The organism is Streptomyces sp. NPDC002896 (genome assembly GCF_040295225.1).
Lineage (GTDB): Bacteria > Actinomycetota > Actinomycetes > Streptomycetales > Streptomycetaceae > Streptomyces.
Window position 1 is genome coordinate 1 of record NZ_JBEOVA010000012.1, and the last position, 25,949, is coordinate 25,949.

Genomic DNA, 25,949 nt, shown 5'->3' on the forward strand with positions numbered 1-25,949 from the left:
CCCTCCATAGATATAAGGATAGCAAAGATAATAGAATGGCGGCCATGGTAGCTGGCCTGATCACTGACGAGGGTGTGGCGGCACTGCGCCCCAGCCCTCGCGCCTCAGTCCCTTCGCCGGCTCCCCGAGCAGCTTCCAGGTGCGGCGCCGGTCGGCCGTAGCGCCGCACCTCGGCGGCGACGGTCTCCTCTCACCACCCAGTTCCGTCGTGGTGAACACCACCTCCGTCGCCCCGGCCTCGCGGCGGCCACGTAACACGTACCGGTGACGTGGCTCGAAGCGACGCAAGCGGCGGGTCACTCCACCGACGTCAGCCGCTGCAGCAGCCCCCAGGTGAACTCTGCGACGACGTTGCGCCGGGCGCCGTCGCTGTCCGGCGCCGTGAACGCGAGGCGCCAGCGCGTGGGGGCCGTGCCCTCCATCGGCCGGGCGGGCGCGAAGGCCCGGGCCACCTCGTCGACCGTGCAGGACCACGGGGGGAGGTCCGCGATCGTACGAAGGGTGGGGCCCGGAGCGCCGGGGGCCCGGACCAGCCACTCGTTCCACACCGCGCCGTTCGGGGCGACCAGCACCTCGAAGCGGAGGTCGGGCCAGAGCGGGACCGGCCACAGCAGGGCCTCGCATTCGAGGTCGCCGATCCTGCGGACCGCGGTCGACTCGGGGGTGCCGAGGACGGAGCGGTACCGGGACGCCGCGCCACGCGCGCGTGGGGAGCGGACCATCGCCTGCCAGCGCCGATTGGCCTCCCGCATGTCCGCGAGCGAGACCCCCAGCTCGCGGCGGGCGCCCTCCACGAGATCCGGATTGTGGTCCGCCATGCGGCGCAGCAGCACGAGCTGGAAGTCCCGGCGCGTGAAGGGGCTGCCTTTGGGGCGACCGGGCCGATCAGGACGATCAGGATGATCAGGGTGATCAGGACGGTCGGCGTGATCCCGGTGATCCGGGTGCTCTGACTGCGCGGGCATGCCGCCTATCGTTGCGCACGGGCGGGTCCCCCCGGGCCACTCGCCGGGACGGACACCCTGCCGCCCGCCCATTGCCCTGCCAAGAGCGCTGCGCATAACCTGTGTTCGTCATTCCGGTCGACCGTTGAAATTTCGAACATAGAGGGAGGGGTCGTGGGCCGCCTAGTACCCGCCGTGACCCGGGCGCTCGACATACTCGAGCTCTTCCTGGACGGTGACGGCACCCTGTCCGCGCCGGACATCGTCCGTAAGCTACAGCTGCCCCGCACGACGGTGCACGAGCTGGTCACCACGCTCGCCGCCCGTTCCTACATCGTCCCGGTGCAGGGCCAGCCAGGCCGCTACCGGCTCGGTGTGCGCCCGTACCAGCTCGGCAGCCGGTACGCCGAGCAGCTGGACCTCGCGGCCGAGGGCCAGCAGGTCGCCCGCACCGTCGCCGAGACCTGCGACGAGACGGTGCACGTCGCGATCCTCGAGGGCACGGACGTCATCTACATCGCCAAGGTGGACTCCACGCACGCGGTGCGCATGGTGTCCGCCGCGGGCCGCCGGCTGCCCGCGCACTGCACGTCCGTCGGCAAGATGCTGCTGGCCTCCCTTCCTGATGCCGAGCTCGCCTCCCGTGTGCCGGACGACGCGGACCTGGCCGCGATGACCCCCAACAGCATCACCGACCCGGCCGCGCTGCGCGAGGCCCTGGCCGTGATCCGCGAGCGCGGGGTCGCCGTCGAGAGCCGCGAGTCGAACCCGGACGTGAGCTGTGTCGCGGCACCGGTGCGCGACCGGACGGGGCGCGTCGTCGCCGCGCTCTCCATCTCCGTACCGATGATCCGCTGGAGCGACGACCGCCAGGGCGAGCTGGAGCAGCTCGCCGCCAAGGGTGCGGCCGACCTGTCCGAGCGTCTCGGCTACCGGGGGGTGTGATGGGCGTCGAACTTGCGGTGCGCGAGTACGCCGAGCTGGGTGAGGGTCCCACGTGGGACGCCGACGCCGGGCGGCTGATCTGGATCGACATCCTGCAGTCGCGTGTCCACACGTACGACCCGGCCGACGGCCGCCGGACGGTCATGGTCACCGAGCAGCACGTCGGCGCCGCCAAGCCCCGCGCGGGCGGCGGCCTCGTCGTGAACCTGCGGGACGGTGTCGGGCTGTACGGCCCGGACGGCGGCGACTTCCGCTGGCTTCACCGCGACCCCGTCCCCGGCCGCCGCGCCAACGACGCGGCCGTCGCATCCGACGGCTCCCTCTGGGCCGGGACCATGCGCTACGACGAGGCGCCGGGCGGCGGCACGCTGACGCGGATCACCGGCGACGGCTCCACCCAGGTCGTCCTCGACGACGTCGCCGTCAGCAACGGCACCGGCTGGAGCCCCGACGGGCGGCTGATGTACTACATCGACTCGCCGACGCGGCGGATCGACGTGTTCGACGTGGAGGGTGCCGAACGCGTCGTGAACAGGCGTCCGCTGGCCGTCGTCGAGGACGGCGCCGGCTTCCCGGACGGGCTGACCGTCGACGCGGAGGGGTGCGTCTGGGTCGCGCTGTGGGACGGTGGGGCGATCCGCCGTTACACCCCCGACGGCGAGCTGGACTGCGTCGTCGAACTGCCCGTGCGCCGTCCCACGGCGTGCGCGTTCGGCGGCGCCGACCTGACCGACCTGTACATCACCACCGCCCGTACGGGACTTGAGGCAGCGCATCCGCTGTCCGGCTCGCTGCTGGTGGTGCCGGGGGTGGGGAAGGGGCTGGCCCATCCCGTCTTCGCGGGTTAGCCGGGCAGGCATCTGTCCCGGAAGGCCCTCGCCGCGCATGTCGGCGAGGGCCTTTCTGCAGCTCTGACGGCATTTCATCGCCCTGGAAATCCAAGGACCTTGAAAGTTTTGCGCAACCCATTGACGCGAAATCTGTTCGACTCTACGGTCCGGGTTCGAAGTTACGGGCGTTATTCGGAATATCGAACAGTAAGGGTGGGGTATGGGACGACCTTCCCTGAGCCGTAGGCAACTCCTGGCCGGCCTCGGCGGGTTGGGCGTGGCTGGGAGTTTCGCCTTCGCGGCGGGTGGCACGGGCGCGGACGCGCTCGCCTCGAGTGCGAGCACCCGGGTCCGCTACTGGAACCTCTTCAGCGGCGGCGACGGCTACAACATGATCGCGATGCTGGACGCCTTCCGTAAGGCGAACCCCGCCATCGACGTGAAGGACTCCACCCTCCAGTGGGGCAACCCCTTCTACACCAAGCTCGCCATGGCGGCCGCGGGCAACCGTGCCCCCGAGCTCGGCGTCATGCACATGGGACGGGTCACCGGGTTCTCGCCCGGCCGCCTCCTGGACCCTTGGGACGTCGAGCTGCTCGCCAAGTACGGCGTGCGGCAGGAGGACTTCAACCCCGCCCTGTGGAACCGCGGCGTCATCGACGGCAAGCTCTACGCCCTCCCGCTCGACATCCACGTCCAGCTCTGCTTCTACCGCAAGGACGTGCTGAAGAAGGCGGACCTGCTCGGCGACGACGGCAAGATCCTGCCGGTCACGTCCACCGACGAGTGGTTCGACGTCCTGAAGAAGGCGAAGAAGGTCACGAAGAAGGGCCTGCAGACCATCGGCCTGTGGACCAACGACCAGAACTTCCAGTGGTGGTTCTTCGTCGCCTTCTACACCCAGCTCGGCGGCGAGTGGTTCAACGACGCCCGCACCGAGGTCCTCTTCGACGTCGACAAGGCCACCCAGGTCCTGGAGTTCTTCCGGCAGCACGTCACCGACGGCTACGTCATCCCCGGTGCTCCCACCGGCGAGCAGTTCATCAACGGCGCCCCCTTCACCTGGGAGGGCAACTGGTCCGTGCCGGTCTTCTCCGGCGCCAAGCTCGATTACGGGGCGACCCCGCTGCCGCCCGTCTTCGGCAAGCAGGCCACCCACGCCGAGTCGCACGCCTTCGTCCTGCCGCACCAGGCGGGCCGCGGCGGCGCCACCAACGAGGGCGCGCACAAGCTCGCCGCCTACGTCGTCAAGCACGCCCTCCAGTGGGCGGCCGGCGGCCACATCCCCGCCTATACGCCGACCCTGTCCACGCCCGCGTACCAGAAGCTCGAACCGCAGAACGAGTACGTGAGCGCCATGGACCACCAGGCCAACGAGCCGAAGGTCTGGTTCGCGGGCTCCACCGGCGTCCTCGCCCAGGACCTGGGCCCGATCGTCGTCTCCTCGACCATGGGCTCGGCCAAGCCTGCCGCGGCGGCGCAGACGATGAAGAACCATCTCACCAAGCTCCTCGCCTCGAAGAACCCGATGGATGGCAAGACCGCCGCGCAGGGAGGTGCGGTCGCATGACGACCAGTGCTCAGACCGTCGTCGCACCGGCGCGCGCCAAGACCGCGACCGCGACTGCGACCGTCCGCCGCAACCAGGGCTTCCAGCACGGCGGCTGGTTCGTCGCCCCGTTCCTCGTCCTGTTCACGCTCTTCGTGATCTGGCCGCTGCTGCGCGGCATCTACCTCAGCTTCACCGACGCCAACATCTCCGGCGCCGACGCGAGCTTCGTCGGCCTCGACAACTACCGCGAGGCCCTGCACGACTCGATGATGTGGGACGCGCTCGGCCACAGCGCATACTTCACGCTGCTCGTCGTGCCGTGCATCACCGTGCTCGCCTTCCTGCTCGCGATGCTCGCGCACAACATCGAGCGCGGTAAGTGGCTGTGGCGGCTGTGCTTCTTCGTACCGTTCCTGCTGCCGTCGACCGTCGCGGGCAACCTGTTCCAGTGGCTGTTCACCCAGGGCATCGGCATGTTCAACCATGTCCTCGGGATCGACACGCCCTGGCTGACCGACAAGTCGTACGCGATGCTCGCCATCGTCATCGAGACCCTGTGGTGGACGGTCGGCTTCAGCTTCCTGCTCTACCTTGCCGCGCTCCAGGGCATCCCCGACCACCTGTACGAGGCGGCCAAGCTGGACGGCGCCAATGCCTGGCACCGCATGGTCCACATCACGCTGCCGATGCTGCGCAACATCACCGGCCTGGTGATCGCGCTCCAGATCCTCGCCTCGCTCCAGCTCTTCGACCAGGCCGTCGTGATGATGGACTTCACGCCGGGACCGGAGCTCAGCACCAGGTCGTTCGTGCAGTACACCCTCGAACAGGGCTTCACCAGCTACCGCGTGGGCTACGCCTCCGCGATGTCCATCATCTTCTTCGTGATCATCGCAGTCGTCGCCCTGGCGCGGATGTGGCTGCTGCGCAACCGTGAGGAGGGCGGCCGATGACCACCGCCGCGACGACCGTACGCACCAAGTCCCGCAGGCCCTGGACGCCCAGCCAGATCGTCCTCACGCTGATCGGCGTCGTCGTCTCCGCCGTCTTCGTGGCGCCGCTCGCCGCGGCCCTGTTCACCTCGCTCAAGTCCGAGGCGGAGGCGGCCGAGATCCCGCCGCACTGGCTGCCGAAGGTCTGGACGGGCCAGGCGTGGAAGGCCCTCTTCGAGACCGGGAACATCACCAACTGGTTCGTCAACTCCCTGGTCGTCTCCGTCTGTGTGACGTCCATCGTCCTGCTCGTGAGCGCGCTCGCCGGATACGGCTTCGCCCGCACCGAGTTCCGCGGCAAGGCCGTCCTGATGGGCCTCGTGATGAGCGGCCTGATGATCTCCCCGGCCGTCCTCGGCGTCCCCCTGTTCACCACGGTCCAGCAGATGGGGATGGTCGACACCTACTGGGGCATGATCCTTCCGCAGTGCGCCCCCGCCGCGATGGTCTACATCCTCTACAAGTTCTTCCAGGGCATCCCGCGCGAACTGGAGGAGGCCGCCTTCATCGACGGCGCCGGCCGCTGGCGGGTCTTCTTCACCATCGTGGTCCCGCTCGCCCGGCCCTCGCTCGCCGCGGTCGGCATCTTCACCTTCATCGCGTCCTGGAACAACTTCCTGTGGCCGTACATGGTGACCAACAACCCGGACCTGATGACCATGCCGAACGGCATCGCGACCGTCATGAACTCCTACGGCATCCAGTGGGCCCAGCTCATGGCCGGCGGCCTGATGGCCGGACTTCCGCTGATCATCGTCTTCGTCTTCTTCCAGCGCCAGATCGTGGCGGGTGTGGCCCACACCGGCCTCGCCGGCCAGTAACGCCCGAGAGGAACAACGCAGTTGAAGCGCCTCAGATACGCGGCGGTCCTCGCCGCCGCCCTCCTCGCCCTCCTGCCCACCACCGCCCAGGCGGACACCACCTACCCCGACCCCCTGCCCATCACCGGCCAGGAGATCATCCACGACCCGTCGGTCATCCACCTCAAGAACGGCCAGTACGCGGCCTACTCGACGGGTGGCGTCATCGGCGCCCGGCTCTCGACGGACCTCAAGCACTGGGCGGACTCCGGGAACGCCTTCGCCGAGCCCCCGAGCTGGTGGTACGAGTACAACGACACCGGTGACCCGTGGGCGCCCGACATCTCGTACCGCGACGGGAAGTACTGGCTGTACTACGCCGTCTCGTCCTGGGGCTCCAACCACTCCGCGATCGGCGTCGCCACATCGCCGAGCGGCCTGCCCGGGACCTGGACCGACCACGGCAAGGCCTTCAGCTCCGAGCGGACCGACAGCTGGAACGCCATCGACCCGGCGCTGATCAGGGCCGACGGCAGGCTGTGGATGTCCTTCGGCTCGTACTGGACCGGCATCCGCATGGTCGAGCTCGACCCGGAGACGGGCAAGGCGGTGCCCGGCGCGACCGTCCACCACCTGGCGACCCGGCCCGACGCGCCGTACGCGGTGGAGGGCCCGTACATCGTCAAGCACGGCCGCTACTACTACCTCTTCGCCTCGTACGACGCGTGCTGCGCGGGCGTGAACTCCACCTACAAGATCCGCGTCGGCCGGTCGGAGTCCGTCACCGGGCCGTACGTCGACAGCGACGGCACCCCGCTCCTCCAGGGCGGCGGCGACCTGCTGCTCGCCGGGCACGGCCGGTTCATCGGCACCGGGGGCGAGTCCGTGTTCCGCGACAAGGGCCGCGACATCCTCGCGTACCACTACTACGACGCGGACGACAACGGCACACCCAAGCTCGGCCTGAACCCCCTGAGCTGGGGCAAGGACGGGTGGCCGGCCGTTGCGGCCTGGGAGTGATACCGGCCTGGGACTGAGAGCGGCGGATCAGGCGGGCGCGACCCATTGACCAGCGGTCGCGCCCGCCTTAGCGTCTGTCCGACGTCCCGGTCAATGTACGTGATATCGAACTCCCCCAGTGCCTTAAGGGCCTGGGAGGTACCCCCAGAGGGAGAAATGACCACACCCGCACGCTTTACACTGGATCCCGCCTTCGCCGTCGGCGACGTCAACCCCCGTCTCTTCGGCTCCTTCGTCGAGCACCTGGGCCGCTGCGTCTACACCGGCATCTACGAGCCGGGTCACCCGACGGCGGACGAGGCGGGCCTCAGGACGGACGTGCTCGAGCTGATCCGCGAACTCGGCGTCACCGCAGTCCGCTACCCCGGCGGCAACTTCGTCTCCGGCTACAAGTGGGAGGACTCCGTCGGCCCCGCGGACGAGCGGCCGCGCCGTCTCGACCTGGCCTGGCGGTCGACGGAGTCCAACCGCTTCGGGCTCAGCGAGTACATCGCCTTCCTGAGGAAGATCGGGCCGCAGGCCGAGCCGATGATGGCCATCAACCTCGGTACGCGCGGTGTGGCGGAGGCCCTGGAGCTCCAGGAGTACGCCAACCACCCGTCGGGCACCGCCCTTTCGGACCTGCGCGTCACCCACGGCGACAAGGACCCGTTCGACATCCGCCTGTGGTGCCTCGGCAACGAGATGGACGGCCCCTGGCAGACGGGCCACAAGACGGCCGAGGAGTACGGCCGCCTCGCCGCCGAGACCGCCCGCGCGATGCGCCAGATCGACCCGAAGCTGGAGCTGGTCGCCTGCGGCTCGTCCAGCCAGTCCATGCCGACCTTCGCCGACTGGGAGGCGAAGGTCCTCGCCGAGGCCTACGACCTCGTCGACTACATCTCCCTGCACGCCTACTACGAGGAGACCGACGGCGACCGGGACTCGTTCCTCGCCTCCGCCGTCGACATGGAGTCCTTCATCGAGAACGTGGTCGCCACCTGCGACCACATCGGCGCCCGCCTGAAGTCGAAGAAGAAGATCAACCTCTCCTTCGACGAGTGGAACGTCTGGTACCAGAGCCGGCCCAACCCGCACCAGGTCGAGGACTGGCAGGAGGCCCCGCGCCTGCTCGAGGACAACTACAGCGTCACGGACGCCGTCGTCTTCGGCTCGCTGCTCATCGCCCTGCTGCGGCACGCGGACCGGGTGACCGTCGCCTGCCTCGCCCAGCTCGTCAACGTCATTGCGCCGATCCTGACCGAGCCCGGCGGCCCGGCCTGGAAGCAGACGACGTTCTTCCCCTTCTCGCAGGCGTCCCGGTACGGGCGCGGGCAGGTCCTCGACGTACGCGTGGACTCGCCGGCGTACGAGACGAAGAAGTTCGGCGAGGTGCCGCTGCTGCACGCGACCGCCGTCCGGGACCCGGAGACGGGCGCGGTGACGGTGTTCGCCGTCAACCGCAGCCAGACCGAGCCGCTCCCGCTCGAAGTGGCCCTGAACGGGCTCGAGCTGACCTCCGTGGTGGAGCACACCGCGCTGGCCGACGCCGACCCGGAGGCGAAGAACACGCTCGACGAGCCGGAGCGGGTGACCCCGCACGCGGTCGAGGGCACGGCCCTTCAGGACGGCACCCTGACGGCCACCCTTGAGCCGCTGTCGTGGAACGTGATCCGGCTGGCCTGACGAATCGCGGACCGGACGTAGGTATCGGATGGCCGGTCCCAGGCGCGCGCGGGCGGGAATTCCTTCGGGAACTCCCGCCCGTGATTCGCGCCCGGGACCCGGCAACCTTCCCGAGCAACGCGGCGACACGGATATGACGCTGCCTCACTTCGGAAGGGACATCCGGAAATGAGCACGAACCTCAGCAGGCGCCGCTTCATGGTCATGACCGGCGGAGCCGCCGCCGCCATGACCCTCGGCGGCCTGCCGCAAGCCGCATCCGCCGCCGAAACCGCCCCCACAGGCTTCGGCGCCGGCACCACGGGCGGCGGCAGCGCCACACCCGTCACCGTCTCCACGCTCTCCGCCTTCGCGGCAGCCGTGGAGGGCGACGCGGCCAAGGTGGTCAGGGTCTCGGGTCTGATCACACTCAGCGGTCAGGTCGACATCGGGTCCAACACCACGGTCCTGGGCGTCGGTTCCTCTTCGGGATTCACCGGCGGCGGGTTGCGGATCATCGAGGCCACCAACGTGATCGTCCGCAATCTCAACATCAGCAAGCCCCTCGCGCCGGCCGACGGCATCACCGTCCAGGAGTCCACCAGGGTCTGGATCGACCACAACGCGTTCTCCGCGGACCGGGACCACGACAAGGACTACTACGACGGTCTCCTGGACATCAACCACGCCTCCGACTACGTGACGGTGTCCTGGAACACCTTCCGGGACCACTTCAAGGGCTCACTCGTCGGGCACAGCGACAACAACGGTGACGAGGACACGGGCCATCTGCGCGTGACGTACCACCACAACCAGTTCAACAACGTGTACTCGCGCATCCCCAGCCTGCGCTTCGGCACGGGGCACTTCTACAACAACCACGTCGTCGGCGCCGACACCGCCTGCCACTCGCGGATGGGCGCGCAGCTGCTGGTCGAGAACAACGTGTTCGCCTCGACCAAGGTCGCCGTGACCACCAACCGCAGCAGCGACATCGACGGCTACGCCGTGCTCCGCGGCAACGACCTCGGCGGCGCTGCCACCGAGATCTCGCAGGTGGGCTCCTTCACCACCCCGCCGTACTCCTACACCGCGGAGGCCGCGTCGACGGTCGCCGCGTCGGTGGCGGCGGGCGCCGGGGCCGGGAGGATCTGAGGGAGACGGAGGGACGCCCGTCCCCTCACCCGGCCCGTCCCACCCCTGCCGTGGGCCAGTTCGTGGCCTGCGGCAGGGGCTGGGGCGGAGCGGCCAGGCCCGCCGACTGGGCCTGTGCCGCGAGGCCCGCCGACCGGACCTGCGCGGCCAGGCCTGCCAGGCCCGCGCCGTTCGTGGCGCTCACCAGCCGGTCCACCGCCGCCGTGCCCGAGCTGTAGTGGGACCCTTGCCCCAGCTCGGGCACGGCGGCTCCCCTCCCGCTCCCGTAGAGCACCTGTTCCAGCCCTGACACCAGGCGCAGGACGTCCGGCTGGGGGCGCACCACGAGCCGCAGGAAGCGGCTGGAGCTGCCGATCTTGTTGCCGCACTCGCGGACCAGGATCCGGTGCTCGGTCAGCAGCCGGTCCCGTACCGTCGTGCCGTCGGTGCCCACGGGAAGCCGTACGAAGAGGAAGTTGCCCTGGGACGGGTAGACGGTGAGGCCGGGCAGTGCCGCGAGCCGGCGGGACATCTCGATGCGGTCGCGGCGGACCAGGTGGAGGCTCTCCGCGTACTCGCGGCCGTGCTCCTTGAGCATGAACACCACCGTCTCCGCGAAGGAGTTGAGGTTCCACTTCGGCAGGGCGGCGCGCACCTTGCCGGCCAGCGCCGGGTTGGAGACCAGGTAGCCGAAGCGCACGCCGTGCAGCCCGAAGTTCTTGCCGAGGCTGCGCAGCACGATGACGTTCGGGCGGAGCATCGCGTCCTGTACGACGCTCGGTTCCGTCTCCGCGTCGGAGAACTCCAGGAAGGACTCGTCGACGACGATCAGGTCGAGGTCCTGCAGCGCGTCGAGGAGCGACAGGACGGCCCGGCGCGGCTGGTGGCCGCCGTCCGGGTTGTTGGGGTTGCAGAGTACGGCGACGCGGGAGCCTCTGGCGCGTATGAACTGCACGTACGCGGCCGGGTCCAGCGCGAAGCCGTCGGCCTCCGGCAGCGGGAACATGTCGACGCGCTTGCCGGTCTCCATCGGCTGGTCGGTCCAGCGGCCGAAGGTGGGGACGGGCACCGCGAGCGACTCACGGACCAGCAGGTGGTCGATCCAGGTGATGAGTTCGGTCGAGCCGTTGCCCATGGCCACGCACTGGGCGGGCAGCCTGAGCACCGAGCACAGCTCGGCGGTGATGGTGTCCGCGCTGCTCGGGTAGTACGTCAGGATCTCGCGCAGCCGCACCGACAGCTCGTCGAACATGGCGGGCGACGGGAAGTACGGGTTGCACGGGATGCAGAAGTCCGTCGGGCCGTCCCCCTCGCTCTCCCTGGTGAGCGCGGCGTACGACGGGGTGTGCGCCGTGGTGGCGCGGAACAGCGAGGTGACGTTTCCTGCCGGTGCCAAGGGGGCTGCCTCCCGTCCGTGGGCGACCCGCGGAGACGCGGGCCGCCCGTTGGTACGGATACGGAAGGGGGCGCGTTCAACGGGAGGGGCGCATGGGGCGCATCCTTCCCACACCGGTTACGCGCTGAAGGAGTGCACCGTCGTCGACCGGTACGTCTCGCCCGGGCGCAGTACCGTCGACGGGAACGACGGCTGGTTGGGGGAGTCCGGGAAGTGCTGGGTCTCCAGGCACAGGGCGTCGCCCTGCCGGTAGATGGAGCCGCCCGTGCCGACCAGCGTGCCGTCCAGGAAGTTGCCGGAGTAGAACTGCACGCCCGGCTCGGTCGTGGCGATCTTCAGGGCCCGGCCGGAGGACGGGTCCTTCAGGGTCGCGAAGTGCTCGGGCCCTGCCGTCACGCCCTTGTCCAGCACGAGGTTGTGGTCGAAGCCCTGGGCGTACAGCAGTTGCCGGTCGGCGACCCGGACGTCCTCGCCGACGGTCTTGGCGCTGCGGAAGTCGAACGGGGTGCCCGCCACGTCCGTCAGCTCACCGGTCGGGATGAGGCCGGAGTCGACCGGGGTGTAGCGGGACGCGGCCAGCTGCAGCTCGTGGTCGTGGACGGAGCCGCTGCCCTCGCCCGCGAGGTTCCAGTAGACGTGGCTGGTGAGGTTGACGACCGTGGGCCTGTCCGTGGTCGCCTCGTAGTCGATGCGCCAGTCGCCGTCCGCGGTGAGGGTGTACGTGACCTTGGACGTGAGGGTGCCGGGGTAGCCCATCTCGCCGTCGGCGCTGGTGTGGGTCAGGACGAGCCCGACATCGGAGCCCGACGCGAACGGCTCGACGTCCCACACCCGCTTGTCGAAGTCTCCGCCGCCGTGCAGGGAGTTCTCGCCGTCGTTGACGGGCAGCTCGTGTGTCTCGCCGTCGAGCGTGAAGCGGCCCTTGGCGATGCGGTTGCCGAAGCGGCCGATGAGCGCCCCGAAGTACGGGCTGGACGCCACGTAGTCGTCGAGGCCCTCGAAGCCGAGCGACACGTTCGCGTACCGGCCGTGCCGGTCCGGGAGCTCCAGCGACTGGACGATCCCGCCGTACGACAGGACCTTCATCCGCGTGCCGCCGTATCCGAGCGACCAGCGGTGGACCTCGGTGCCGTCCGCGAGCGTGCCGAAGAGTTCCTTCACCGGGATCACCGGGCTCACCGGTTCCCTCCTGTCCTCTGTCCTCGTTGCGTTGCCTTGCGTTGCGTACGTCGTGCGCGCCGCGGCGGCGGCAGCGAGTCCCGCTGCCGCCGCCGCGACGATCACTGTGCGTCTGTACCTTTCCCGTGCGGCTCAGAGGCCGCTGGAGGTCAGGAAACGCCCTTGCGCTTGTTCCACACGTCGAAGCCGACGGCCGCCAACAGGGCCAGGCCCTTGATGACCTGCTGCCAGTCGGTGCCGACGCTGAGCAGGTTCATGCCGTTGTTCAGCACGCCGAGGACGAGACCGCCGATGATCGCGCCGAGCACGGTGCCAACACCGCCGCTCATCGACGCGCCACCGATGAACGCCGAGGCGATCGCCTCGAGTTCGTAGTTCAGGCCTGCCTTCGGAGAGGCCGCGTTCAGACGGGCGGCGATCGTCAGACCCGCCAGGGCCGCGAGCACGCCCATGTTCAGGAAGACCAGGAAGGTGACCTTCTTGTCCTTCACGCCGGACAGCTTCGCCGCCGGCAGGTTGCCGCCGATCGCGTAGATGTGCCGGCCGAAGACGGCGTTGCGCATGACGTAGCCGTATCCGACCACAAGCGCGCCCAGGATCAGCAGGATGATCGGCGCGCCCTTGTAGCTGGCGAGCAGCATCGTGACCACGAGGACCGCGGCGACGATGGCGACGAGCTTGAGCAGGAAGATGTTGCGCGGCACCACGTCCAGCGCGAACTCCTGCTGGCGCCTTCGGTCGCGGACCTCCTGGAGGACCACGAAGGCGATCAGGACGAAGCCCAGCAGCAGCGTGATGTTGTGGTAGTTGGTCTCCGGGCCGACCTCGGGCAGGAAGCCGTTGCCCATCTTCTGCAGCCCGACGGGGAAGGGGCCGAGGGTCTGCCCCTCCAGGAGGATCTCCGTCACACCGCGGAAGACCAGCATCCCGGCGAGGGTGACGATGAACGACGGTATGCCGAGATACGCGATGAAGAACCCCTGCGCCGCGCCCGCCGCCGCGCCCGCCAGCAGACAGAGCACCACGGCGACCGGCCACGACACATGGTGCTGCACCGTCAGCACGGCCGCGAACGCGCCCACGAACGCCGTCAGCGAACCGACCGACAGGTCGATGTGGCCCGCGATGATCACCAGCATCATGCCGATCGCGAGGATCAGGATGTAGCTGTTCTGCAGGACCAGGTTGGAGACGTTGCGCGGCAGCAGCAGGTCGCCGTCGGTCCAGACCGCGAAGAGGGCGACGATCAGGCCGAGGGCGAGCAGCATGCCGTACTGCCGCATGTTGCGGCGCAGGCCGTCCAGCATCAGCTGCACAACGCCCCCGCCCGTACCCGATCGGGTCCCGCCCGGTGGCGCCGGGGCCGGGCTCTTGGCGGTCAGTTCCGTGCTCATCGCGTTACCTCTTTGTCCTTCGTCATCTGGCGCATCAGCGATTCCTGCGTGGCCTCGGCACGCGGGAGCTCACCGGTCAGCCGTCCCGCGGCCATCGTGTAGATGCGGTCACACATGCCGAGCAGCTCCGGCAGCTCGGAGGAGATGAAGACGACCGCCTTGCCCTCGGCCGCCAGTTGGTCGATGACCGTGTAGATCTCGTACTTGGCGCCGACATCGATCCCGCGCGTCGGCTCGTCCAGGATCAGCACGTCCGGACCCGCGAAGATCCACTTGCTGAGGACGACCTTCTGCTGGTTGCCGCCGGACAGCTTGCCCACCGGCTCGAACACGGTCGGCGCCTTGATGTTCATGGACTTGCGGAACCGCTCGGCGACCTGCCGCTCCTCGTGCTCGTCGACGACACCCCGCTTGGCGACCTTGCCGAGGGCGGTCAGCGAGATGTTGCGGTTGATGGTGTCGATGAGGTTGAGGCCGTAGTGCTTGCGGTCCTCGGTGACGTACGCGATCCCGTGCTTGACCGCCTCGGCGACGGTCTTCGTACGGATCTCCTTGCCGTCCTTGAGGACCGTGCCGCCCGTGTACCGGCCGTACGTCCGCCCGAACACGCTCATCGCGAGCTCGGTGCGGCCGGCGCCCATGAGGCCCGCGATCCCGACGATCTCCCCGCGCCGCACATTGATGGACACATCGTCGACCACCTTGCGCTGCTGGTCGATCGGGTGGTGCACGGTCCAGTTGCGGATCTCCAGCGCCGGGGCGGCGCCCGTCTCCGCCTCGTGCGGGGTGCGCTCCGGGAAGCGGTGGTCGAGGTCGCGGCCGACCATGCCGCTGATGATCCGGTCCTCGGTCGTCTCCGGCGCCTTCACGTCGAGCGTCTCGATGGACTTGCCGTCGCGGATGATCGTCACCGAGTCGGCGACCTTGCGGATCTCGTTGAGCTTGTGGGAGATGATGATCGAGGTGATGCCCTGCTTCTTCAACTCCAGGATGAGATCGAGGAGTTTGCCGCTGTCCTCGTCGTTGAGGGCGGCCGTCGGCTCATCCAGGATGAGCAGCTTCACCTTCTTCGACAGCGCCTTCGCGATCTCCACGAGCTGCTGCTTGCCCACGCCGATGTCGGCGACGCGGGTCTCCGGGTGGTCGGAGAGACCGACCCGGCGCAGCAGCTCGGTGGCGTGCCGCAGGGTCTCGTTCCAGTTGATGAGCCCGCGCGTGGCGTGCTCGTTGCCGAGGAAGATGTTCTCGGCGATGGAGAGGTACGGCACCAGCGCCAGCTCCTGGTGGATGATGACGATGCCGTGCTGCTCACTCGCCCGGATGTCCTTGAAGCGGCAGACCTCTCCCTCGAAGAGGATCTCGCCCTCGTAGGAACCGTGCGGGTGGACGCCGGAGAGGACCTTCATCAAGGTCGACTTACCGGCGCCGTTCTCCCCACAGATGGCGTGGACCTCGCCCTGCTGGACGGTCAGCGTGACGTCCGACAGCGCCTTGACGCCGGGAAAGGTCTTGACGATCGAGCGCATTTCCAGGACGGGTCCCGCCATGGTCTTGCCTTCCAATCAGTGGTGAATCGTCGGTCGGTGGCGGCGGTTACTTGAGGTCGCTTGCCTTGATGTAGCCGGAGTCCACGACGATCTTCTGGTAGTTGGTCTTGTCGACGGCGACCGGCTCGAGCAGGTACGCCGGGACGACCTTGGAGCCGTTGTCGTAGGTCTTGGTGTCGTTGACCTCGGGCTTCTTGCCGTTGAGGACGGAGTCGACCATGCTCGAGGCCACCTTGGCGAGCTCGCGGGTGTCCTTGTACACGGTCATCGACTGCTCGCCGGCGATGATCGACTTCACCGAGGCGACCTCGGCGTCCTGCCCGGTGACGACCGGCAGCGGCTTGTCCTTGGAGCCGTAGCCGTCCGACTTCAGCGCCGAGAGGATGCCGATGGAGATGCCGTCGTACGGCGAGAGCACCGCGTTGACCTCGGCGGTCTTGTACGACTTGGTGAGGATGTCGTCCATGCGCCGCTGCGCGGTGGCGCCGTCCCAGCGCAGGGTGGTGACCTGGGTCAGCTCGGTCTGGCCGGACTTGACGACGAGCTGCTTCTTGTCGATGTACGGCTGCAGGACGTTCATCGCACCCTGGAAGAAGTACCGGGTGTTGTTGTCGTCGTTGGAGCCGGCGAAGAGCTCGATGTTGAACGGGCCCTTCTTGCTGCCGTCCTTCAGACCGAGCTTCTCGACCATGTAGGTGGCCTGGAGCTCGCCGACCTTCTCGTTGTCGAAGGACGCGTAGTAGTCGACGTTCTTGGTGCCGAGGATGAGGCGGTCGTAGGAGATCACCGGAATGTCGGCGTCCTTGGCCTGCTGCAGGACGTTGTCCAGCGACTTGTTGTCGATCGCCGCGATGATCAGCGCCTTGACGCCCTGGGTGATCAGGTTCTCGATCTGCGAGACCTGCTGGTCGGGGTCGTCCTCGCCGTAGACCAGCTTGGTCTTGTAGCCCTTGGACTCCAGGTCCGCGACCACGTTCTTGCCGTCGGCTATCCAGCGCTCGGAGGACTTCGTCGGCATCGCGATGCCGATGGTGCCGCCCTTGGCGCTGTCCTTGCTCCCCTCGCTGCCGCCCTCGCTGTTCTGGCCGCAGGCGGTGAGGGTGAGCGCCATGGCTGCGGTGACCGCGGTGGCGAGGGTGACGGCTCTGCGATTGCGCATGATCAACATCCTTGATGTGGGGTGGTGCCCGGTCTGGCGAGAGAGACTGCGACGAGCGAAATGTGACGGACCTGTGCAGGTCGTGTCGGATTCTGCGCGGCGGTGTCTTCTTCTGTGAAGAGGGTTTGGCCGGAACGTTATGTGGGAATCGCGAAACGCTTGAGCTGCCCAGGCAGTCGGGAGCCTAGCGGGGACATGCCACCGTCAGCGCCGTGTCGGGCAAGAAGATCCAGAACGAGGCGGCCGCGCCGTACCCGCTCGCGCGCGGTCGCGAGCACGGTGTCCCGCATATGTGCGCCGTACGGGTAGATACCGGGCGCCTTGGAGAGCCCGAACTTCAGGTAAAGCGGCGCACCGCGCCGGATCAACTCCGCCGCGTCGTACATCCGCACGTAGCCGCCCAGGTCGTCCGGAGCCTCGACATACAGGTCCATGGGGGTGCGGCTCGCCCGCCGGATCTCGGTGAGGTGCTGGAAGGTGAGATCCGAAGGGATGTTGATCGAGTCGGCGCCCAGCTGCTCCCACACGGAGAACGACGCCGGGTTCACGGGCCCGACCAGCGCCGACACCTTGAAGGTCGTGTCGGCGGGCAGCACGCCCTGCTCGCGCAGCTGGTGCAGCAGCCACAGCACGCCCTCGTCGGCGACGAGCAGGCACTTGACGCCCAACTCGGTGGCGCGCAGGGCGTCTTCCACGCAGCCCGCGACGGAGTCGTGGCCGCGCGCCCGCAGACCGGCACCACCGGAATCGGTACGCGTCGCGGCGCCGATGTCCCAGGTGCCGCGCGGCCCGGTGAACAGGCACAGCTCGATGTCGCGTTCGGCGCAGGCCTCGACCATCTCCGTGATCTCGGCGTCGGTCAGCATCCAGATGCCGCTGCCCTGGCTGATGCGGTGGACCGGCACATCGAGCCGGGAGGTCTCCTTGAGGACCACGGCGAGCGCCTCGGGTCCTTCCACGGACGGGACTTCGGTGCGCCAGGTACCGCCGTCCGGGAACGAGTGCGGTGAGGCGTCGGCCGGTTCCGGTGCGGGTGCGCCGAAGCCGAGCTGGCCGAGGGCGCTTTCGCCGGGACGGCGGGGGGCGGTGGGCTCGGGCACGGTTCTCCTCGAAAAGTCGTTCAGCTGTGTTGATAGTCGATCAACGGCGTTGATGCGGCCGCGTTTACGCGTTTGATATCTCGTACGAGGTTCGGGGGTGTGGGTGTACGCCGGTACGGGGTGTCAGGAGCCCCGTACCGGCGTACGGTCTAGGCGGCCGGCTTGAGCAGAACCTTGCCGACCTTGGGGTCGCCCGAGCCCACCAGCTCGATCGCCTCGGCGAAGCCCGTGAGGGGCAGCTCGTGGGTGACCAGCGGCAGCGGGTTCAGCAGCCCGGCGCCGAAGGCCCGTACGGTGTGCGCCCAGGCGGCGGGCGGGGCGCCGAAGACGGTCTGCACCTCGAGCTGGCGCACCACGAGGTCCGTCGGGTCGAGCCCGTCGGCGCCCGGCGCGGGGATGCCGGTGAGGACGAGCCGCCCACCGCGGCGCAGCAGGGCGGCGGAGGTGCGGGCGGCCGAGGCCGATCCCGCGGTCTCGATCACCACGTCGAAGTCGTCGGGAAGCTCCTGGTCCCGGGTCCGGAAGTCCGTGGCCCCGAAGGACAGCGACATCTCGCGCCGGTCCGGGCGGGTTCCGACCACCAGCAGCTCGGCGGGCGAGCCGGCGGCGAGGAACTGCACGGCGAACATCCCGAGCGTTCCGGTGCCCACCACGGCGACCCGCTCGCCGGGCCGCGCGTTCGCTTTCAGCGCAGCCGCGGCGATGCACGCGGCGGGCTCGAGGAGTGCGGCGGCCGTCAGATCGGCGTCGTCGGGCAGGATGTGGAGCAGCCGGGCCGGCAGGGTCAGCGTCGCGGCCATGGCGCCGGGTTGCGTGAACCCGGTCTCCTCGTAGCCCGCGGTGCACAGCGTCGTGTCACCCGCGTGGCACCGGTCGCACACCTGGCAGTTGCGGAAGCCCTCGCCGACGACCTTCCGGCCCACGAGCCCCTCGGGCACGCCGTCGCCGACCGCCTCGACGGTCCCGGACCACTCGTGGCCGGGCGTGAGGGGGAAGCGCACATAGCCCTCGGGCCGGTTGCCCTGGTAGATCTCGCGGTCGCTGCCGCAGATCCCGCTCGCGTGCACGCGGACGAGGGCCTCGCCGGGCGCGGGGTCGCGCGGCGTGTGCGCGACCAGCCGGTAGGAGCCGGGCGCGTCCAGTACGACGGCAGTGCTCACTGCTGCCCCTTCTGCTTCGGGTCCCGCTTCTCCCAGCCCTCGGCCCACAGGTCGAACCGGGCCTGCTGCTGCGGGAACTCGGCGGCCGCGTCCGTGTCGAGCTCGACGCCGAGACCGGGCGCGTCCGAGATGTGGAAGTAGCCGTCGACGACCTGCGGGGCGCCCTTGACGACCTTCTTGATCTCCGCGTCCGCGAAGTCGTTGAAGTGTTCCAGGATCTTGAAGTTGGGCGAGGTGAAGCCCACCTGGAGGCTCGCCGCCGTCAGCACAGAGCCGCCGACGTTGTGCGGGGCGACCAGCATGTAGTGCGTCTCCGCGGTCGCCGCGAGCTTGCGGGTCTCCCAGATGCCGCCGATGTGGCCGACGTCGGGCTGGATGATGTCCACGGCCTGGCTCTCGAAGAGCTCGCGGAACTCGATCCGGTCGTGGATGCGCTCACCGGTCGCGACCGGCATGTCGACCTTCGCGGCGACCTTCTCCAGGGCCTTGAGGTTCTCCGGCGGCACCGGCTCCTCCAGCCACGCGGGCTTGAAGGGGGCGAGCTCGCGCGCGAGGCGGACGGCGGTCGCGGGCGAGAAGCGGCCGTGCATCTCCAGCATCAGCTCGGAGTCCGGGCCGATCGCGTCCCGCACGGCCTCGATCAGCGAGACCGCGTACAGGGTCTGCTCGTGGTCGAGCTCGAAGTGGCCCGTCCCGAACGGGTCGATCTTCAGCGCCTTGTAGCCGCGCGCCATGACCTCCTGCGCGGCCTTGTGGTACGCCTCCGGGGTGCGCTCGGTGGTGTACCAGCCGTTGGCGTACGCCTTGACCTTGTCGGTGACCTTGCCGCCCAGGAGCTGCCACACCGGCACCCCGAGCGCCTTGCCCTTGATGTCCCAGCAGGCCATCTCGATCACGGCGATGCCGGACATCACGATCTCGCCCGCCCGGCCGTAGTCGCCGTACTTCATCCGGCGGACCAGGTCCTCGACAGCGAACGGATCGGAACCGATGATGTGGTTGGCCTCGGCCTCGCGCAGGTAGCCGAGCAGCGCATCGGTGTGGCCCAGCATCCGGGTCTCGCCGACACCTGTGATGCCCTCGTCGGTGTGCACCTGGACGTACGTCAGGTTGCGCCACGGCGTCCCGACCACGTATGTGCTGATTCCGGTGATGCGCACGGCAGTTGCCCCCAGTGCTTGTTCGAAATTTCGGCTCACGTTCGAAATGCTGGCGAGACAGTAAGGACGGCGCAGGTCGAGTGTCAATGGTTCGGGCACATATGTGTTGCGGCGACATGCCGCAGAGACCTCGGGTGACGCGCCGGAACGGGCCATTCCCTACACAACTTTCACACCAGTCACTTTTTCCGTTACTGGTGCTGGATCTAGCCTGCGTGCGTCATGGACTACTGCCACCCGTGCCGAAGGCACCTCAACGGCGCCCTCGCCTGCCCGGGGTGCGGAACGCCCGCCGAAGCCTGCCGTGAGTACGCGGAGGCCGTCGCCGCACAGGAGGCGGCGGACGGGGCGGACGACGCGTACGAAGAAGAGGCGGAGTCCGACGGCGGCGGCCGTCGCGGCCGCGGACGCCGCGCATCGCTGCGGGCGCGCCGCCGAAGGCGCCGCCGAACGCTGTTCATCGGTGCGGGATTTGTGCTGGCCGTCGGCGGGCTGAGCCTGACCGAACTGGGGCTCGAGTCGCCGGGTGACGATCGGACGGCCACTGCGCCCGACGCCGTCGCGGACGACTCCGTGGACGGCTCGCCGACCGGCGCGAGCAGCGCGCGGCCCATCAGTGGGGGGTCGGGCTCATCCGCGGCGGATCGGGAGTCCGCCAGCGCCTCGCCGTCGGCGTCGGAGTCCGAGAAGAGCAAGAAGAAGAAAAAGGACGAAGAGGGTAAGTCGGGGGAGGGGCAGTCCAGCTCGGGGCCCGGCTCGTCGGGCGCGGCGCCGACACCCTCGTCCACGGGCTCGACTGTGATTCGCCCCACGGCGCCCCGGCCGACCGCTTCCGCGCCGACACCGGACCCGGAGCCGTCGGAGACGTGCACTCGCTTTCTGTGGTGGTGCAGCTGAGCTGAGCGCGGGGCGTGCGGCGTCTGACGCCCAGGTCGACGTCCGACGCCGCACGGCTGGGCCTGTCAGCCCTCAAGCGCGACGATCATCTTCCCGGTGTTGTCGCCGCGCAGCACCCCGAGGAAGGCCTCCAGGTTGTTCTCGATGCCCTCGACGACGGTCTCGCGGTACTTCAGCTCACCGGAGCGGACCCAGGCGCCGACCTCCTGTACGAACTGCGGCTGCAGGTCGTAGTGGTCGCCGACGAGGAAGCCCTCGATGCGGCCGCGGGTCTGGATCAGGCGGGCGAGGTTGCGCGGCCCTGCCGCGGGCTCGGTGGCGTTGTAGACGGAGATCATGCCGCAGACGGCGATCCGGCCGCCCCGGTTGAGGGAGCCGATCGCGGCCTCGAGGTGGTCGCCGCCGACGTTGTCGAAGTAGACGTCGATGCCGTCCGGGGCGGCCTCGCGCAGCTGCTGGGAGACCGGGCCGCTCTTGTAGTTGAAGGCCGCGTCGAAGCCGTACTCCTCGACGAGCAGCTTGACCTTCTCGTCCGAGCCGGCAGAGCCGATCACGCGTGCGGCGCCCTTGAGCTTGGCGATCTGGCCGACCTGGCTGCCGACGGCACCGGCCGCGCCGGACACGAAGACGGTCTCGCCCTCCTTGAACTCGGCGACGCGCAGCAGTCCCGCGTACGCGGTCAGGCCCGTCATGCCCAGCACGCCGAGGTAGGTGCTCAGCGGCGCCGCCTCGGGGTCGACCTTCACGGCGTGCTTCGCGTTGACCGCCGCGTACTCGCGCCAGCCCTCGAAGTGCAGGACGTGGTCGCCGACCTCCAGGCCCTCGACGTCCGACGCGACGATGCGGCCGACGGCGCCGCCCTGCATCGGCTCGTTCAGCTCGAAGGGTGCGACGTACGACTTGGCCGTGCTCATCCGGCCCCGCATGTACGGGTCCACGGACAGGAAGAGGTTGCGCACGAGCACCTGGCCCTCGCCAGGCTGCGGCAGCTCGACCTCGCGCAGGGCGAAGTCCTCGGGCTTGGGCCAGCCGTGCGGGTAGCTCAGCAGGTGCCATTCGCGGCTGGTCGCGGGCAGCTGCTGGGGGCTCACGGACATGGGGGCACCTTTCCTGGATGTTTCACGTTCTGAAACAACCATGCTCCTGAATATTTCATGATGTCAAGTAACGCGGTAGCCTGGTGGGCATGGCCGCCCGGAACACCCGCACAGACTCCCTGACCCTCGAGGTCGTCGAACTCATCGGTGCCGTCGTGGCCCGCTACCACGAGGAGTACGAGCAGGCGGCGGGCCGGCACGCGCTGACCGGCGCGCAGGCCCGCGTACTGGGCCTGCTGTCCCTGGAGCCGCTGCCCATGCGCCAGCTCGCACTGAAACTGAAGTGCGAGCCGTCGAACGTCACCGGGATCATCGACCGGCTGGAGGCCCGCGGCCTCGTGGAACGCCGCCCCGACCCCGCCGACCGCCGCGTGAAGCTGGCCGCCCCCACGGAGGAGGGCCTGCGCACGGCACGCAGCCTGCGGGACTCACTGGACTTCGCCCGCGAGCCCCTCGCGGGCCTCACCCGGGACGAGCGGGTGTCCCTGCGGGACATGCTGCGCAGGATGGTGGGCGCCGGGGGCGCCGATGACGGCGCTGTCGTGGGCGCGGACGTCGGCGTCTGAGGGCGCCCCACCAGGGCCGCCGACGATGGCCGGGCTCCCGCGGAGGCCAGTGCTTCGCCCGGGCGGCGGTCACAGGACGGCGGGCCGTGACGCCGACGCCTGAGGGGTCCGGCGGAGGCCGCGCACGGCCGGGGAGGGGGCGCCCCGCCCCGGCGCGGCTGACGCGTTCGGAGGCCGCGCACGGCTGGCCCTGCCGAGAGGGCGCCACGCCCGGGCGGCCTTTCGGCGGGCTCGGAGGCCGGTGGCTGGCGGGTCCCGCCGGGAACGGCTGAGCACCCAGGGTGTGGCGGTCACGTGTCGGCGGGCGTGGGCGCCCGGCGGGTCCCCCGGGTGCGACGTCACGTCGCGTGGACCGCCATGACCACCCCCCGGTCCGCCGCAGGCGAAGCCGCCGCTGTGATGCGGACGGCCGCGGCGCGGGTCAGGCGGCCCGTGTGGGCCGCCGTGGCGAGGAGGAGGGGCTGGAGCTGTTCCAGGCCGGAGACGAGGAGCTCCTCGCCCGCGACGAGGACGGGGCGGAACGTCTTCATGGCCTCGGCCGCGGCCTCCGTGAGGTCCGCGAGGGCCGGGAGCGCGGAGCGGACCACCTCGGCCCCGGCACCCGCCGCCCGCTCGGTCAGCGCGATCTGCAGCGGCAGCAGCGGGGCGAGCGCCGCGGTGAGCGCGTCGGCGATCCGCCGCAGCTCGGGCCCCGAGTCACGCAGTACGTCGGCGGCGGCCAGCAGTACGGGCGTGAGGGCGAGCAGCACCCCGGCCGCCGCCCCCGCCGCGGCCGGCAGCAGCGGCGACGACGCCTCGACCAGCTCACCGATCGCCGCCGCCCACTCTTCGACCGCGGGCTCCATCGCGTCGAGCACCGGCAGCAGACTGTCCCCGAGCGCCGTGAGCAGCGCCTGCGCGGGCTCGCTCACCGGGTGGACGGCCAGGGGCGCACCGGTCGTGCCGAGCCGCGTGAGCGTGTCCACGATCCGGTAGAAGGCCTCCTGCGCCTGCGGCGACCCGCTGGCCTCGGCGAGCTCCGCGGTGGTCTGCTGCAGCATCCGCAGCATCTGGCCGCCCGAACCGTCCCGCGGGTCAAGCGTGTTGGCGACAATCCGCGTGATGTTCCCCGCGGTGTCGAGCACTCGGCCCGAGAGCTCTCCCGTGCTGCGCGCCAAGCGCACCACGGACTCCACACCGGGAACGGACGGTATCCGGGTCTGGATCGGAATCGGGATGGGGTTCGGAATCGGGATCGGGTTCATGACCCTCCTCGTTGCTCCGGTGCGGCCCGCGGCGGCCGGGTCGCCCCACTCAGCATGCCCGCTCCATATGAACGTACGGGTTCTTCAAGGGGCGTGAATCAGGTACCAGTCCGGGCGCCGGCCCACCCAAGGCGCCCGCCCGATAGGGTGCGGCCTATGCACGATCTTGGGGCGGGATTCGCGTACTTGTTCAAAGGGCAGCGCTGGGTTGCCCGAAACGGGCGCCAGTTCGGGTTCGGGCTGCTGCCCGGACTGATCACCCTCCTGCTGTACGCCGCCGCACTGACCGCGCTCGCCCTCTGGGGCGGGGACTTCGTCGGCTGGGCCACGCCCTTCGCAGACGACTGGTCCTCGCCCTGGCTCGGTCTGTTCCGCGGCTTCCTGACCGCCGTCCTGTTCGCGCTCGGGCTGCTGCTCGCCGTCCTCACCTTCACGGCGGTGACCCTGCTCGTCGGACAGCCCTTCTACGAGGCGCTGTCCGAGAGGGTCGACCGCTCCGTGTCGCCCGACGGCACCGCGCCCGAGTCGCGGTTGCCGCTGTGGCGAGAGTTGTGGATCTCCGCGCGGGACAGCCTCCGTGTCCTCGTGCGGGCCGCACTCTGGGGCGTACTGCTCTTCGCTCTCGGGTTCATCCCGGTCGTCGGCCAGACGGTGATCCCGGTGCTCGGCTTCTTCGTCACCGGGTTCTTCCTCAGCCAGGAACTCACGTCGGTCGCGATGCAGCGCCGTGGCGTCGAACTCCGCGACCGCTTCACCCTGTTGCGCGCCCGCAAGCCCCTGGCCTGGGGCTTCGGCGCGCCACTGGCCGTCGCTTTCCTGGTGCCGTTCGTCGCGGTGTTCCTGATGCCGGGCGCGGTGGCGGGCGCGACGCTGATGGCGCGGGATCTGCTCGGTGAGCGCACCCGGGACGACGGCACCGCCGAGGAACAGGGCGAACAGGCCGACGAAGAGATAGCGGAAGGGGAGTCAGCAGTCTCATGACCGAACTGATAGCCGTCGCCGTCATCACCGTCCTCGCCGTGATCAGCCCCGGCGCGGACTTCGCCATGGTCGTCCGCAACAGCTACCTCTACGGGCGCGCGACAGGCGTACTCGCCGCCGTCGGCGTCGCCGCCGGCGTCCTCGTCCACGTCACGTACACGATGCTCGGCGTCGGGCTGCTGATCGCGCACTCCACGGGCCTGTTCACCGTGATCAAGCTGGTCGGTGCCGCGTATCTCGTGTACATCGGCATCCGTACCTTCCGGGCGCGCGGCGACGTGGAGGTGGACCTGGAGAACAAGTCCGCGCTCACGCCCCTGGCCGCGCTGCGTACGGGCTTCCTCACGAACGTCCTGAATCCGAAGACCACCCTCTTCGTGGTCTCCACCTTCACCCAGGTGGTGCGGCCCGACACCCCGGCCGCCCAGCAGGCGGCGTACGGGCTGTTCATGTCGTTCGCGCACCTGGCGTGGTTCGCGCTCGTCGCGGTCCTCTTCTCGCAGGACCGGCTCCGTACGGCGATGCTCAGGGGGCAGAAGGTGATCAACAAGGCGATCGGCTCGGTCCTCGCCGGCCTCGGCATCAGCCTGGCCTTCGCGCCGTCCCACTGACTCCCGGACCCCGGTTTCGCACCCCGGGTTGCGGATCAGGTGCCGCCCAGCAGCCGGAGGAAGTCCCGGAACGCCTCCGGCATGTCCACCGCGTCGGGGTCGAGAAGCCACTGGAACTGCAGCCCGTCCATCACCGCCACCATCAGTGGAGCCGCCTGCTCGGGGGTCAGCCCGCCGGGCAGCCGGTCGCCGTACTCGGCGCGCAGCACCTGCGCCATGTTGCCGCGCACCGCGGCGTACCGCCGTGTGAAGAACTCCCGCGCCGGATGCCCCTCCGCGACGCTCTCGCCCAGCAGGGCCGAGAAGGTCTGCACGATGCCGGGCCGCATCGCGTTGTACTCGACGAGCGAGCCCAGCAGGTCGAGCCGCCACTGCGAGTCCGGCACCGAGTCCCACTGGTCGCGCTCCTCCAGTACGGCGACGAGCAGTGCCTCCTTGGTGGGGAAGTAGTGCAGCAGCCCCTGCTGTGTGAGCCCGACCCGCTCGGCGACCGCGGCCAGGCTGGCGCCCCGGTAACCGCGCTCGGCGATCACCTCCAGGGCGGCGCGCAGGATCTCCGCGCGGCGCTCCTCGCTTCGTGCCCTGGTAGCCATGGCG

The 25,949-nt window shown here is 69.5% G+C and carries 23 protein-coding genes and 1 pseudogene; 12 read left to right on the forward strand and 12 right to left on the reverse strand.

Annotation, left to right across the window (positions count from 1 at the left end; genetic code table 11):
* Window positions 1–296 precede the first annotated feature (296 nt).
* Entirely contained in the window at window positions 297–965 is a 669-nt protein-coding gene (locus ABT009_RS23330; RefSeq protein ID WP_502989941.1) for a hypothetical protein, read from the reverse strand.
* A 153-nt stretch (window positions 966–1,118) separates the two neighbouring features.
* Here ABT009_RS23330 and ABT009_RS23335 point away from each other — a divergent pair, with 153 nt between their 5' ends.
* From ABT009_RS23335 to ABT009_RS23370, 8 genes are all read left to right on the forward strand, one after another.
* Window positions 1,119–1,889, forward strand: a complete 771-nt coding sequence (locus ABT009_RS23335; RefSeq protein ID WP_351298083.1) for an IclR family transcriptional regulator — start codon at window positions 1,119–1,121, stop codon at window positions 1,887–1,889.
* Entirely contained in the window at window positions 1,889–2,737 is an 849-nt protein-coding gene (locus tag ABT009_RS23340) for an SMP-30/gluconolactonase/LRE family protein (RefSeq protein ID WP_351298086.1), read from the forward strand. The genes ABT009_RS23335 and ABT009_RS23340 overlap by 1 nt, the downstream gene beginning before the upstream one ends.
* 202 nt (window positions 2,738–2,939) lie before the next feature.
* Complete coding sequence (locus ABT009_RS23345) at window positions 2,940–4,289, forward strand: extracellular solute-binding protein (RefSeq protein WP_351298089.1); 1,350 nt, start codon at window positions 2,940–2,942, stop codon at window positions 4,287–4,289.
* Entirely contained in the window at window positions 4,286–5,224 is a 939-nt protein-coding gene (locus ABT009_RS23350; protein WP_351298092.1) for a carbohydrate ABC transporter permease, read from the forward strand. Before ABT009_RS23345 ends, ABT009_RS23350 begins: the two co-directional genes overlap by 4 nt.
* Window positions 5,221–6,084, forward strand: coding sequence for a carbohydrate ABC transporter permease (locus ABT009_RS23355; protein WP_351298095.1), 864 nt, complete (start codon window positions 5,221–5,223; stop codon window positions 6,082–6,084). The genes ABT009_RS23350 and ABT009_RS23355 overlap by 4 nt, the downstream gene beginning before the upstream one ends.
* Window positions 6,085–6,105: 21 nt before the next feature.
* The gene (locus ABT009_RS23360; protein WP_351298098.1) at window positions 6,106–7,083 is read left to right on the forward strand and encodes an arabinan endo-1,5-alpha-L-arabinosidase; all 978 of its coding nucleotides are present in this window, start codon (window positions 6,106–6,108) and stop codon (window positions 7,081–7,083) included.
* A gap of 156 nt (window positions 7,084–7,239) precedes the next feature.
* Window positions 7,240–8,748, forward strand: coding sequence for an arabinosylfuranosidase ArfA (gene arfA, locus ABT009_RS23365; RefSeq protein ID WP_351298101.1), 1,509 nt, complete (start codon window positions 7,240–7,242; stop codon window positions 8,746–8,748).
* A gap of 168 nt (window positions 8,749–8,916) precedes the next feature.
* Window positions 8,917–9,882, forward strand: a complete 966-nt coding sequence (locus ABT009_RS23370) for a pectate lyase family protein (protein WP_351298103.1) — start codon at window positions 8,917–8,919, stop codon at window positions 9,880–9,882.
* Between the two features lie 49 nt (window positions 9,883–9,931).
* Here ABT009_RS23370 and ABT009_RS23375 read toward each other — a convergent pair.
* The 8 genes and pseudogenes from ABT009_RS23375 to ABT009_RS23410 all read right to left on the reverse strand — a co-directional run.
* Window positions 9,932–11,257 (reverse strand): annotated as a pseudogene (locus ABT009_RS23375) (pyridoxal phosphate-dependent aminotransferase); the annotation flags it as partial.
* Between the two features lie 117 nt (window positions 11,258–11,374).
* Window positions 11,375–12,436, reverse strand: a complete 1,062-nt coding sequence (locus ABT009_RS23380; protein ID WP_502989942.1) for an aldose epimerase family protein — start codon at window positions 12,434–12,436, stop codon at window positions 11,375–11,377.
* 149 nt (window positions 12,437–12,585) lie between these two features.
* Window positions 12,586–13,830 carry a multiple monosaccharide ABC transporter permease gene (gene mmsB, locus ABT009_RS23385; protein ID WP_351298109.1) on the reverse strand — a complete coding sequence of 415 codons (1,245 nt, stop codon included), beginning with the start codon at window positions 13,828–13,830 and terminating at the stop codon, window positions 12,586–12,588.
* A complete protein-coding gene (gene mmsA, locus ABT009_RS23390; protein ID WP_351298112.1) occupies window positions 13,827–15,377 on the reverse strand; it encodes a multiple monosaccharide ABC transporter ATP-binding protein in 1,551 nt (516 codons plus the stop codon). Before mmsA ends, mmsB begins: the two co-directional genes overlap by 4 nt.
* Window positions 15,378–15,423: 46 nt before the next feature.
* The gene (chvE, locus tag ABT009_RS23395) at window positions 15,424–16,536 is read right to left on the reverse strand and encodes a multiple monosaccharide ABC transporter substrate-binding protein (RefSeq protein ID WP_351298115.1); all 1,113 of its coding nucleotides are present in this window, start codon (window positions 16,534–16,536) and stop codon (window positions 15,424–15,426) included.
* A gap of 137 nt (window positions 16,537–16,673) precedes the next feature.
* Window positions 16,674–17,636, reverse strand: a complete 963-nt coding sequence (locus tag ABT009_RS23400) for a hypothetical protein (protein ID WP_351298117.1) — start codon at window positions 17,634–17,636, stop codon at window positions 16,674–16,676.
* A gap of 149 nt (window positions 17,637–17,785) precedes the next feature.
* Window positions 17,786–18,796: a zinc-dependent alcohol dehydrogenase gene (locus tag ABT009_RS23405; protein WP_351298120.1), complete on the reverse strand. Its 1,011-nt coding sequence runs from the start codon at window positions 18,794–18,796 to the stop codon at window positions 17,786–17,788.
* On the reverse strand, window positions 18,793–19,956 hold the full coding sequence (locus tag ABT009_RS23410; protein WP_351298731.1) for a mandelate racemase/muconate lactonizing enzyme family protein: 1,164 nt from the start codon (window positions 19,954–19,956) through the stop codon (window positions 18,793–18,795). Before ABT009_RS23410 ends, ABT009_RS23405 begins: the two co-directional genes overlap by 4 nt.
* Before the next feature lie 222 nt (window positions 19,957–20,178).
* Here ABT009_RS23410 and ABT009_RS23415 point away from each other — a divergent pair, with 222 nt between their 5' ends.
* A complete protein-coding gene (locus tag ABT009_RS23415; protein WP_351298122.1) occupies window positions 20,179–20,853 on the forward strand; it encodes an SCO2400 family protein in 675 nt (224 codons plus the stop codon).
* Between the two features lie 65 nt (window positions 20,854–20,918).
* Here ABT009_RS23415 and ABT009_RS23420 read toward each other — a convergent pair whose 3' ends face one another.
* Window positions 20,919–21,950, reverse strand: a complete 1,032-nt coding sequence (locus ABT009_RS23420; RefSeq protein ID WP_351298125.1) for an NADP-dependent oxidoreductase — start codon at window positions 21,948–21,950, stop codon at window positions 20,919–20,921.
* An 89-nt stretch (window positions 21,951–22,039) separates the two neighbouring features.
* On the opposite strand from ABT009_RS23420, the gene ABT009_RS23425 reads away from it, so the two are divergent.
* Window positions 22,040–22,516, forward strand: coding sequence for a MarR family winged helix-turn-helix transcriptional regulator (locus ABT009_RS23425; protein ID WP_351298128.1), 477 nt, complete (start codon window positions 22,040–22,042; stop codon window positions 22,514–22,516).
* Window positions 22,517–22,854: 338 nt separating this feature from the next.
* Here the strand turns inward: ABT009_RS23425 and ABT009_RS23430 are convergent, their stop codons facing one another.
* The gene (locus ABT009_RS23430; protein ID WP_351298131.1) at window positions 22,855–23,760 is read right to left on the reverse strand and encodes a hypothetical protein; all 906 of its coding nucleotides are present in this window, start codon (window positions 23,758–23,760) and stop codon (window positions 22,855–22,857) included.
* A gap of 156 nt (window positions 23,761–23,916) precedes the next feature.
* On the opposite strand from ABT009_RS23430, the gene ABT009_RS23435 reads away from it, so the two are divergent.
* On the forward strand, window positions 23,917–24,741 hold the full coding sequence (locus tag ABT009_RS23435; protein WP_351298134.1) for an EI24 domain-containing protein: 825 nt from the start codon (window positions 23,917–23,919) through the stop codon (window positions 24,739–24,741).
* A complete protein-coding gene (locus tag ABT009_RS23440) occupies window positions 24,738–25,352 on the forward strand; it encodes a LysE family translocator (RefSeq protein ID WP_351298137.1) in 615 nt (204 codons plus the stop codon). The genes ABT009_RS23435 and ABT009_RS23440 overlap by 4 nt, the downstream gene beginning before the upstream one ends.
* Before the next feature lie 35 nt (window positions 25,353–25,387).
* On the opposite strand, the gene ABT009_RS23445 is transcribed toward ABT009_RS23440, so the two are convergent.
* On the reverse strand, window positions 25,388–25,945 hold the full coding sequence (locus ABT009_RS23445) for a TetR/AcrR family transcriptional regulator (protein ID WP_351298140.1): 558 nt from the start codon (window positions 25,943–25,945) through the stop codon (window positions 25,388–25,390).
* Window positions 25,946–25,949 lie beyond the last annotated feature (4 nt).

Bases quoted from the DNA above. Each gene is read 5' to 3' on its own strand.
- ABT009_RS23330 (WP_502989941.1), bottom strand. From the start codon at position 965: ATGCCCGCGCAGTCAGAGCACCCGGATCACCGGGATCACGCCGACCGT.
- ABT009_RS23340 (WP_351298086.1), top strand. From the start codon at position 1,889: ATGGGCGTCGAACTTGCGGTGCGCGAGTACGCCGAGCTGGGTGAGGGT.
- ABT009_RS23345 (WP_351298089.1), top strand. From the start codon at position 2,940: ATGGGACGACCTTCCCTGAGCCGTAGGCAACTCCTGGCCGGCCTCGGC.
- ABT009_RS23350 (WP_351298092.1), top strand. From the start codon at position 4,286: ATGACGACCAGTGCTCAGACCGTCGTCGCACCGGCGCGCGCCAAGACC.
- ABT009_RS23355 (WP_351298095.1), top strand. From the start codon at position 5,221: ATGACCACCGCCGCGACGACCGTACGCACCAAGTCCCGCAGGCCCTGG.
- arfA (WP_351298101.1), top strand. From the start codon at position 7,240: ATGACCACACCCGCACGCTTTACACTGGATCCCGCCTTCGCCGTCGGC.
- ABT009_RS23370 (WP_351298103.1), top strand. From the start codon at position 8,917: ATGAGCACGAACCTCAGCAGGCGCCGCTTCATGGTCATGACCGGCGGA.
- mmsB (WP_351298109.1), bottom strand. From the start codon at position 13,830: ATGAGCACGGAACTGACCGCCAAGAGCCCGGCCCCGGCGCCACCGGGC.
- mmsA (WP_351298112.1), bottom strand. From the start codon at position 15,377: ATGGCGGGACCCGTCCTGGAAATGCGCTCGATCGTCAAGACCTTTCCC.
- chvE (WP_351298115.1), bottom strand. From the start codon at position 16,536: ATGCGCAATCGCAGAGCCGTCACCCTCGCCACCGCGGTCACCGCAGCC.
- ABT009_RS23415 (WP_351298122.1), top strand. From the start codon at position 20,179: ATGGACTACTGCCACCCGTGCCGAAGGCACCTCAACGGCGCCCTCGCC.
- ABT009_RS23420 (WP_351298125.1), bottom strand. From the start codon at position 21,950: ATGTCCGTGAGCCCCCAGCAGCTGCCCGCGACCAGCCGCGAATGGCAC.
- ABT009_RS23425 (WP_351298128.1), top strand. From the start codon at position 22,040: ATGGCCGCCCGGAACACCCGCACAGACTCCCTGACCCTCGAGGTCGTC.
- ABT009_RS23430 (WP_351298131.1), bottom strand. From the start codon at position 23,760: ATGAACCCGATCCCGATTCCGAACCCCATCCCGATTCCGATCCAGACC.
- ABT009_RS23435 (WP_351298134.1), top strand. From the start codon at position 23,917: ATGCACGATCTTGGGGCGGGATTCGCGTACTTGTTCAAAGGGCAGCGC.
- ABT009_RS23440 (WP_351298137.1), top strand. From the start codon at position 24,738: ATGACCGAACTGATAGCCGTCGCCGTCATCACCGTCCTCGCCGTGATC.
- ABT009_RS23445 (WP_351298140.1), bottom strand. From the start codon at position 25,945: ATGGCTACCAGGGCACGAAGCGAGGAGCGCCGCGCGGAGATCCTGCGC.